The organism is Nostoc sp. KVJ20, assembly GCF_001712795.1.
GTDB lineage: Bacteria > Cyanobacteriota > Cyanobacteriia > Cyanobacteriales > Nostocaceae > Nostoc.
In genome coordinates this window covers 1-8,071 of record NZ_KV757776.1, presented here as the reverse complement: position 1 = coordinate 8,071, position 8,071 = coordinate 1, and the positions used below count along the sequence as shown (strand labels likewise).

Annotated in this window: 7 protein-coding genes; 2 read left to right on the top strand and 5 right to left on the bottom strand. The window is 40.7% G+C overall.

The annotated features are described in order from the left end of the window. Positions 1-1,940 (bottom strand): NACHT domain-containing protein (locus tag A4S05_RS36290; protein ID WP_069074597.1); only part of this gene is annotated, 1,940 nt, incomplete at its 3' end. Positions 1,941-2,325: 385 nt separating this feature from the next. On the opposite strand from A4S05_RS36290, the gene A4S05_RS36285 reads away from it, so the two are divergent. Further along, the gene (locus tag A4S05_RS36285) at positions 2,326-3,204 is read left to right on the top strand and encodes a phosphodiester glycosidase family protein (RefSeq protein ID WP_069074599.1); all 879 of its coding nucleotides are present in this window, start codon (positions 2,326-2,328) and stop codon (positions 3,202-3,204) included. 226 nt (positions 3,205-3,430) lie between these two features. Here the strand turns inward: A4S05_RS36285 and A4S05_RS36280 are convergent, their stop codons facing one another. Continuing rightward, on the bottom strand, positions 3,431-5,707 hold the full coding sequence (locus A4S05_RS36280) for a glycoside hydrolase family 10-like protein (protein ID WP_084227390.1): 2,277 nt from the start codon (positions 5,705-5,707) through the stop codon (positions 3,431-3,433). Between the two features lie 271 nt (positions 5,708-5,978). Here A4S05_RS36280 and A4S05_RS36275 point away from each other — a divergent pair, with 271 nt between their 5' ends. Next, positions 5,979-6,290 (top strand): threonine dehydratase, encoded by a 312-nt coding sequence (locus A4S05_RS36275; protein WP_069074596.1) that lies wholly within the window; start codon positions 5,979-5,981, stop codon positions 6,288-6,290. 303 nt (positions 6,291-6,593) lie between these two features. Here A4S05_RS36275 and A4S05_RS36270 read toward each other — a convergent pair whose 3' ends face one another. From A4S05_RS36270 to A4S05_RS36260, 3 genes are all read right to left on the bottom strand, one after another. Beyond that, complete coding sequence (locus tag A4S05_RS36270; RefSeq protein WP_069074595.1) at positions 6,594-6,971, bottom strand: type II toxin-antitoxin system VapC family toxin; 378 nt, start codon at positions 6,969-6,971, stop codon at positions 6,594-6,596. Next, positions 6,961-7,182 carry a hypothetical protein gene (locus A4S05_RS36265; RefSeq protein WP_069074594.1) on the bottom strand — a complete coding sequence of 74 codons (222 nt, stop codon included), beginning with the start codon at positions 7,180-7,182 and terminating at the stop codon, positions 6,961-6,963. The genes A4S05_RS36270 and A4S05_RS36265 overlap by 11 nt, the downstream gene beginning before the upstream one ends. Positions 7,183-7,499: 317 nt before the next feature. Next, a complete protein-coding gene (locus A4S05_RS36260; protein ID WP_069074593.1) occupies positions 7,500-7,709 on the bottom strand; it encodes a hypothetical protein in 210 nt (69 codons plus the stop codon). Between the last annotated feature and the right edge of the window lie 362 nt (positions 7,710-8,071).

Below are 8,071 nucleotides of genomic sequence, written 5' to 3'. Positions count from 1 at the left end.
TTGTATGAAACCACCCTGCCCTGCCATTCTCGCTTGGAGAGTTCTTTTCTCGGCAACAACAAACTAGCTTCAATCTCTTGCCGCACAACGCTTGTTACCTCACAGTTGCTATTGAGGCAATCGAGAAGCAACTGATTGGCATCGTCATATTGTTGCAATACTTGCTGTTGCTGTGGGCTGAAGTGCCAGTGATGCTCAATGTTTCGATGCTTTAAAAATTTTTGCAAATATGGATCTTGAGCAACTAACGCATCAATTTCTTGCTTCATCAACAGTACCAAAAAATCTGCATTCCGTAGCATAGCAACCGTTAACAAAAAGATTTCACGCCACCTGGGTTCAGTAATATGAGTTACCAAACTTTCTAACGGTTGTTTTAATGCTTGCAAATTATAACTGGCAACGATTTTTCGAGCAGTCAGGTATTCTTGAAATGTCAAATAAGAGAAAGAAAAAATACCCCGCACTCGTTCTGCGAGTAATCCATGTTGCAACTCTATCGCCTGAAGTACCCCTTCACTATCTAATTGCAATTCCTCTGGTTCTGTGGAAGCATTCGGCAAATCACCGATATAATCGCTAATGTGTTGCTCAACAATACGTTGTTCAAAAAAGTAATTACCCTGCTCAAATGTTGCGCTAGCAACCTGACTCAGCAACTTAAGTTTTTGTGGTAATGAAAAATCTTGGTATACTTCATCCCGCTCAATTGGTTTAGTTTTGTCCCATTTGCCGAGTAAAAGGTCTAAACATTGCTTATAAAATGCAGGTTTTTGGGTTGGGAATTTGTTCTGGTGATGAAAAACCCAGCAGGCGAGATGCAAAAACAAGGGAGTGACAGCAAGTCTCCGAAATTGCAAATTTTCAGGTAACTCTAGTTTCTCAATAAACTCAAATGCCTGTTCTTGTTTATCCTGGATGTTCGTTTTCGTAACTGCTGTAAACCACTTCTGAGCAAAAGCAACAATTTGATCTTGACTAAAAGGGGCAATTTCAACATCTGTAAAGCGTCTGATGTTGAAAGCTTTAGCTGCCGTGCGGCAGGTGACGACAAACATATTCTTTTGATATTTTTCAGATAGTCTGCGAATCTCATTGACGACACCAATGCTTTCTTGATGGAGTACTTCATCTAATCCATCCAGCAATAGCAACACTCTGCCCTCCAACAACAAAGTTTCCGGCACAGATGGATCTGAAATTCCACAGGTGAGGAATTCCTTGCAAATATAATTGAGTAAATTGAACTCTCCTGCAACTCTCGTTTCGTCGGCAAAATCTCTTAAGGTGACAAAAATGGCAACCCGATTTGCAGCAAATCTCCCTCGGTTGCATTGAATCGCCAGATGTTGTAAAAAAGTGGTTTTACCTGCTCCCGGTTTACCCAACACCCGCAGCTTTGAATAAGTTTGAACTGCTGCGATTCCCGCCATTTGTGTCTGGGATACTTCACCTAAACCAAAGCGATCGAATTCTTTTGATGTAAACTTTTGCAAATCAGCAAACTCTAACCATTGAAGGCTAGCAATCTCCTCCAAAATGTTGACATCGATGTAAATATCGTCTAGTATGACCGGGCGAGTAACATCTAATAACTGCAAAGTGCCGCACTGGTCTTGAATTTTGTCGAAGCGTTGCGATCGCACAAATTGTACTAGACCATCAATATCTAAAAATTCAGCAGCACCAAGTTCTTTTGATTCGCTTAATTCTTCTGGAGGATTATCCGCAATCTCCCGCCAATTCAACGACAACACAGAACAAATTTCTATAAAGATATGACGCTCAACTGGACGCCCAGTAAAAAATCGCCAAATTGGTTGGCGAGTCTTTAAGTTAACTTCAAAAGCCAAGTTGTCTTGTGTCCACCCCTTATGAGCAAACGCTTTTTTAGCTTGTTCAATCCCAGGGAGTGATGCTTGGAGCGATCGCTTTACCATAGAATTACACACATCAGATAAAAATTATTCATTTTGACATCATTGCTACATCTAGTTTCGGAACTACTTAGAAAGTATTTAAGTTTTTTTAAATGCTAATGATTTATTTAAAGCATCTTCCCCTAATATCCTCTCATTGCATAATTTTCAGTTAAACATGATTGCTTTAAGTGTTATTTTTAACTTTTTATTTTGTGTATTAGGAAATTTTGGTGTATTTAATAACTCTAGTGCTGCGGCAATCTAAACTTTTATGTAAGATTAAATGTCGCTGTCATTGTACCACTCCTTTACGGTTGTGTATAAAATTAACCTAATATTGTAAGAAACTAGCAAGATAAATGAAACCAAACTTGATAAGCTAATTAACGCAGTGGATTTAAATGTGAGAAAAATCAAACTACTGGCTTTGATATTAATTAGTTTGACAATGGTGTTGTGGTTTAATTTGCGTTCTTCAACACCGTCAATACTGACTGTTGCATCTTCACCACCAAAAACTATTCGCTACTTCGAGCGCACTTTGCCCCAAAGCATCGCTCACATTTTGTTAATTCCAGCGAATAGCAGATTTTTGGTGACTCCTGCACTATCACAGAAGGTAGCCACTGTAGAGGAATTTGCCCAGAAGCATCGAGCCGTAGCTATTTTGAACGCAGGCTTTTTTGACCCAGTTAACCAAAAATCTACATCCTATGTCAGCCTACAAGGGAAGTTGGTAGCTGACCCCAAGGAAAATGAGCGACTGGTGAACAATCCCAACTTAAAACCTTACCTGAGTCAAATATTCAATCGTGCAGAATTCCGCCGCTACTTATGTGGGCAAACTATCCGCTATTCCATTGCCCTACATAGTCAGTCACCACCAGCAGGTTGTCAGTTAGTCGATGCTATCGGTGCTGGCCCAGGTCTATTACCAGAACTCACGTCAGTAAAAGAGGGCTTTGTGGATAATGCCAATAAACGAGATGCACTTGGCAGTAACCAACCCAATGCCAGGACTGCTGTGGGTATAACCCGTGATGGCAGCGTTATTTTAGTTATGGTGGCTCAAAAACCCTCGACTCCTGCTAACTCTGGGATATCCTTACCAGCATTAGCTGATTTTATGAAAACTCTTGGTGCTGATCAAGCGATGAATCTGGATGGCGGGAGTTCGTCTTCACTTTATTACAAGGGCAAAACCTTTTACGGGAAGGTTGATTTGGAAGGAAATCCTATCAAGCGTCCCGTGAAATCAGTTTTGCTGGTTCAGGAAAATTAGTTTTGAAGGCTATCTGAGAGAGGAAGTCTTTACCCGGATTTCTCACCACACCTCTTAAAGTCTGCGCTTGTGCAGGGGAGAAGTAAGAAGTAATGAGTAAGAAGTAATAAGTAATAAGTAAGAAGTAAGAAGTAAGAAGTAAGAAGTTTTTACTCATTACTCATTACTTCTCTTCTCCTCCATCAAACGCCTTGAGAAGAGTGAGAAATGCGGGTTTACTTTCCTCTTACCGCCGACTGCGAAAACCCTGTCTTCCATTAACTTGGTCAAAGAGGACATCGTATTTATCAAAAAATGCGATGCCAGTATTTACAAATATAGGAAGTTCTGACTGCGGCGAGATACTCAAATTCCAGCGATTAAATCCGTCGCGGGTTCCTGGTGCCAAGCTGTAATCAAAAATGCTATTAATTGCTACTTTCAGAGCATTTGCTGAACGTAATACTCCTGGTTTGAGTTTACCTGCTGTGGAAGCTGACTTAAATTCAGTCAAACCATTAATGGTTCCAGTATCAGTGATCATTTTGCCATTACAAGAATTTTTAGCAGAACTCCCAGCAAGAGTTAAACAAACTTTGCTCAGTTGAGAGTCCCATCTGTTACCGGGTACACCATTAATTTCACTTTGTTTACTCCAAGGAGCCATTTTGAAACCTGCTTGATTATTGGCAGTCAAACCGAGAATTAGGCTGCCATTGTTGTTACTACCACCATTTCCCATCACTATAAATCCGTTACTCAGATTGCCTGGTAATTTTCTCAACGGATTATAGAGAAGTGACTTTTCAAAATAGTTGACACCGATAATACCGGAAAATGGCGCACCACTCTTTGCTGAACAATTAGGCTTTTGGGCAATACATTGGCGGCTAGTAACAATTTGTACCGGAACGGGTTCTGCGGCGGGAAGCAAACCAAATCGGACATTAGTATAAACTAATTCTCCCTCTAGGATAGTACCATCACTTAATACTTCCTTGATATTTTCTCCCGTTCTGCGGATTGGAGCATTACCTAAAAACTCTTTGGGAACTCGCAGCCCTGCTGACCCTGTATCTAATAAGATACGCTTTGGTTGACCATTTGCGATCGCCATTTCTAGAAAATAGCCGCGAACACGTTGACCAAGGGAAGGTTTTGGATATAAAGGTAGGGATATAGTATCAAAAGTTGGTTTTCGGGGTGTATTTTGAGAGATATCACGTAACGCTGGTTTTGGGAAAAGAGCCGCAAATGCTGACTGGCGTTGTGCTGCTGGTTCAGGCGCGATATCCCAAAGGCTTTCGTAGTAGAAAAAGCCGCTACCTAAACCGCGTTCTTGGGCTGCTTGTACCTGGGATTGGATTTGTGGCATGGAAACTGGACGATTTCGTAACCCAGCCATAATACCGATACCAGTTGGGATGACTTTTTGGGTTTCTAAAATTTCTGGGCGATTAATTTGAGCGATAAAACTTTCTAAATCATTACGGTATACCTGCATGACCAACTCATCCACAATACCCAACCGTACCCAGTTCAGCCAGTCTTGCAGTTGCAGCTTGTAGGCAAAATCATAGTAATTGGGAGAAACTGCGAAGATAGCATTTGGTTTTCTAGCTTTCACGGTTTGGTGGAGGTGTACCATGAATGCAGTAATTTTATCTGCCCGCCATTTTATCCATGCTTGGGCTTGGGGATTAGGTGGAGGAGGATTGCCAGTTTCTTGAGTATATAGATTAATTGTGTACTTATCGTAGCCAAAATCCACAGGTAAACTCATGTGGTCGTCAAATTGAACGCCATCAGCATCGTATTGAGTAATGACTTCCATCACGAGTTCAGTGATAAGCTTTTGCACTTCGGGGTGAAACGGATTCAACCACGCTACTTCACCCGCAGCACTAATTGAAGTTTGAGTCCCATCCCGTTTTTGTGTCAGCCAATCTGGATGCTGCGACGCAAGTTCCGAAGTTAGGGGAACCATGAAACCAAATTCAAACCAGGGTATTGCTAGTAGACCTTCTCTGCGGGCTTGGCTGATAATGTCTGCAATCACATCTTGTCCATCTGTTCCCTTGAAGAAGAAGGGAATACCCTTTTTTTGCATGATGGCGCTGGGGTAATGTGTATAGCCATCGTTCCACACGACTGGATAAACGGTGTTAAAGTTTAACTGCCGCAGTTGGCTCATAGCTGCTTGCACCTTTGAGCGATTTCGGAAAACGCTAAAATCGTTACCACTCAGCCACACCCCCCGAATTTCTTGACGAGGTTGAGGAGGCAATTGGGCAATAGCAGGAGCAAAAGTATTGAGTAGCAATACTGCAAGAAATGATATCAGACATAATAATGGCAACAGACGCTTCCTTAAAAGCCACCAACCTTGACGAACGAAAGGCACTCTAGACGCTTTGCGTAGCTTGCTGCGACATAGGAGTAAACCTCTACGCATAGGCTTAAATAGTAAGTTAGTTAGAGTAGCATTGATTTCTATGGTTTTTCCCCAGAACTGAGTTGTCATTACGTCTACTGACTAAATAAGGTTTATTGGTTATATTTAATTCCATATCAAGGTTAAATTGCTGCACCAGGAAAACTGATACAGTAATTTAGCTGCAATATGGTTGACGCAGTTATAGAGTTAGTAGTGCCAAATAGAAATGTTGCAAATGTAACCTGTAAGAAGTTCTCGTTGCTCTCACGCCTACGCCTGGTAGATTTTTTGCATAGCACCATTCGCTCCTATTGGAATTAAGTCACAATGATAATAGGCAATCATAGAGGGTGCTGTTATGTTTCGTTTAACTCAAACTGTTCGGAACTTGTTCCTTCGTCTTCAAGGCTTGTTTGGTATTCTATTCAAAAGTGTTTCCAATTCCGTAGGAAATTTATTTGGTTTTTTTGCCAAGCTTTTCGGATTTAGTAGTTCTGGTTATTTCTTGGAATCTGATGAAGTGCAAGGTATAAAACAAGCTTCTGCAAAAGAGCCAGTTGAAACTAATTGGGATAACACTGTTAAAATTTCTACCACTAACCGCCGTCGTCCTAATGCCAAAATTGACGACTACTACCTCAACATGGCTCGTGATGTGAAAAAGAATTAACAAAAGCCATCAATTGGAAGGTAATCTTAAGTAATGCGTTACCGTTTGCGGAGCGTCTGGTATATAAGCACGCCGTAGGCATCGCTTTGCCAGGGTAAGATCATCTCAATTAGGGTTGACATAAGGACTCAGAAGACCTTTAGCCTGCACTATGCCTTGTTAGCAGTGCGTAGGCATAGCTCATCGTAGACATCGTTTTTAGATCGAAAAAGATAGCCAAAGCTTTCTTTTGCTTATCGCTTGAGCATTGCGGCGATTAAGCTACAGAATTTTTGTTTGACTTTTTTACTTATTGTGTAGGGACTACCAATTAATTACTGTTAAAATTGTTACCTTCGCAAACTCTTGATCGGCAGTCACCAAACTTGCTGAATTTTGGATCGCCATTGCTGCAATGATTGCATCTGGTAGTTTCAACCGATATTGTTGGCGAATTTCAATGATTTTCTTAATCAAAACAGCATCACTCGCCACTAAATTGACAACCTCAACTCGTTGCAAAAACTGCTCAAAAAGCTGGTAATCCTCTTGACTCAGCCCAGAAAACGCGAGAAATTCAATTTGGCTAATAACTGAAACTCCAATCCAATCAGCACCTTGAAGTAATTGAATAAGTTGAGAACTTCCTTGAAGCAGAGCTACTATCGCATTCGTATCCAACACGTAGCGATTACCACTCATCGCGTAGATTCCTCTGCATTGCTACCGCATCTCCCCGCCAAGTTAATCGCCCCACTAAATCGGAGAAATCATAACTAGGTTGCTTTTCCTCTGAGGAAACTGGATTCAAAACAACTACAATGTCCACTTCAACCGCCGCTAACTGCGTTGGAATATTAAGATTTAAATATCCTGATTCATCGATTTTAGTTGTAACTTTTAAAACTTCCATTGCCAAATAATTAGTAACCTCATCTTATTCTAAATTTTGTAGAGCGAATATTGCTCAATCAGATCCCCAGAACCCCGACTTTTTTGAAAAGTCGGGGTTCTTGTACCTCACAATAAATCCTATTCTCATTCCCTGTTCTCGGTAGCCGCTAAAAAAATCTGTTACCAAAACAGAAATTCTCTGATATAAAGTATAAAATATGGCAACTACGTTGCTGTTTCTCCAGGGTTTTCAACCTACCTTTAACAAAATTTTTGTCCAGCTTGAGGCTGGACAATAGTTAGAAATATTTTTGAGATGGAATATTTACTTGATTTTTAACTTACCAAATCAACTAAGGCGTTGCTTTGGAAGCGGACTATAGATGAAACTGAGCATCCGCGATAATTCTCAGAGGTGAATACTGATAGTGTGATATTAGCTTGACCGGGATCTAAAATGCGCTTTACCTTGCAGGGTTGCATTTTGTTGTTGCAGTAAGCAATAATGCGATCGCCAGCTTTGACTTCTAACGCTTGAATTTTCAATTAATACCAACCTTGCCGGGAATTTGCTTAGTTAAAGGAAAAATATATTGCTATATTTTACTTGCTCAACAATAGCAATGTTGTTTTAGTGTAACACAAAAATTAATTAAGGGTATTGATCGTATCAATTTAATCTTGATAGTGTCAAGTTTATTCATGCTCAAAACAGTATTAAATGCTGGATTTTCAGATTAACGAGGGAGTAGGGATGTTCCTCCCAAGGGCAACTTTATTGCCTACTCCCCACTCCCTACCTTTCAAGGGTAGGGGTTTAAGAAAGAGGGAGAAAAGCAGGTAAAATACACAACTGTTGTCAGACCGCAAAAATATGCAAGTCAGATGCGGTGAAGAATGTCAGGGTG

What these genes read in the sequence shown, in the direction of transcription:
- A4S05_RS36280 (WP_084227390.1), bottom strand. Translation starts at nt 5,707, where the DNA reads ATGACAACTCAGTTCTGGGGAAAAACCATAGAAATCAATGCTACTCTA.
- A4S05_RS36275 (WP_069074596.1), top strand. Translation starts at nt 5,979, where the DNA reads ATGTTTCGTTTAACTCAAACTGTTCGGAACTTGTTCCTTCGTCTTCAA.
- A4S05_RS36270 (WP_069074595.1), bottom strand. Translation starts at nt 6,971, where the DNA reads ATGAGTGGTAATCGCTACGTGTTGGATACGAATGCGATAGTAGCTCTG.
- A4S05_RS36265 (WP_069074594.1), bottom strand. Translation starts at nt 7,182, where the DNA reads ATGGAAGTTTTAAAAGTTACAACTAAAATCGATGAATCAGGATATTTA.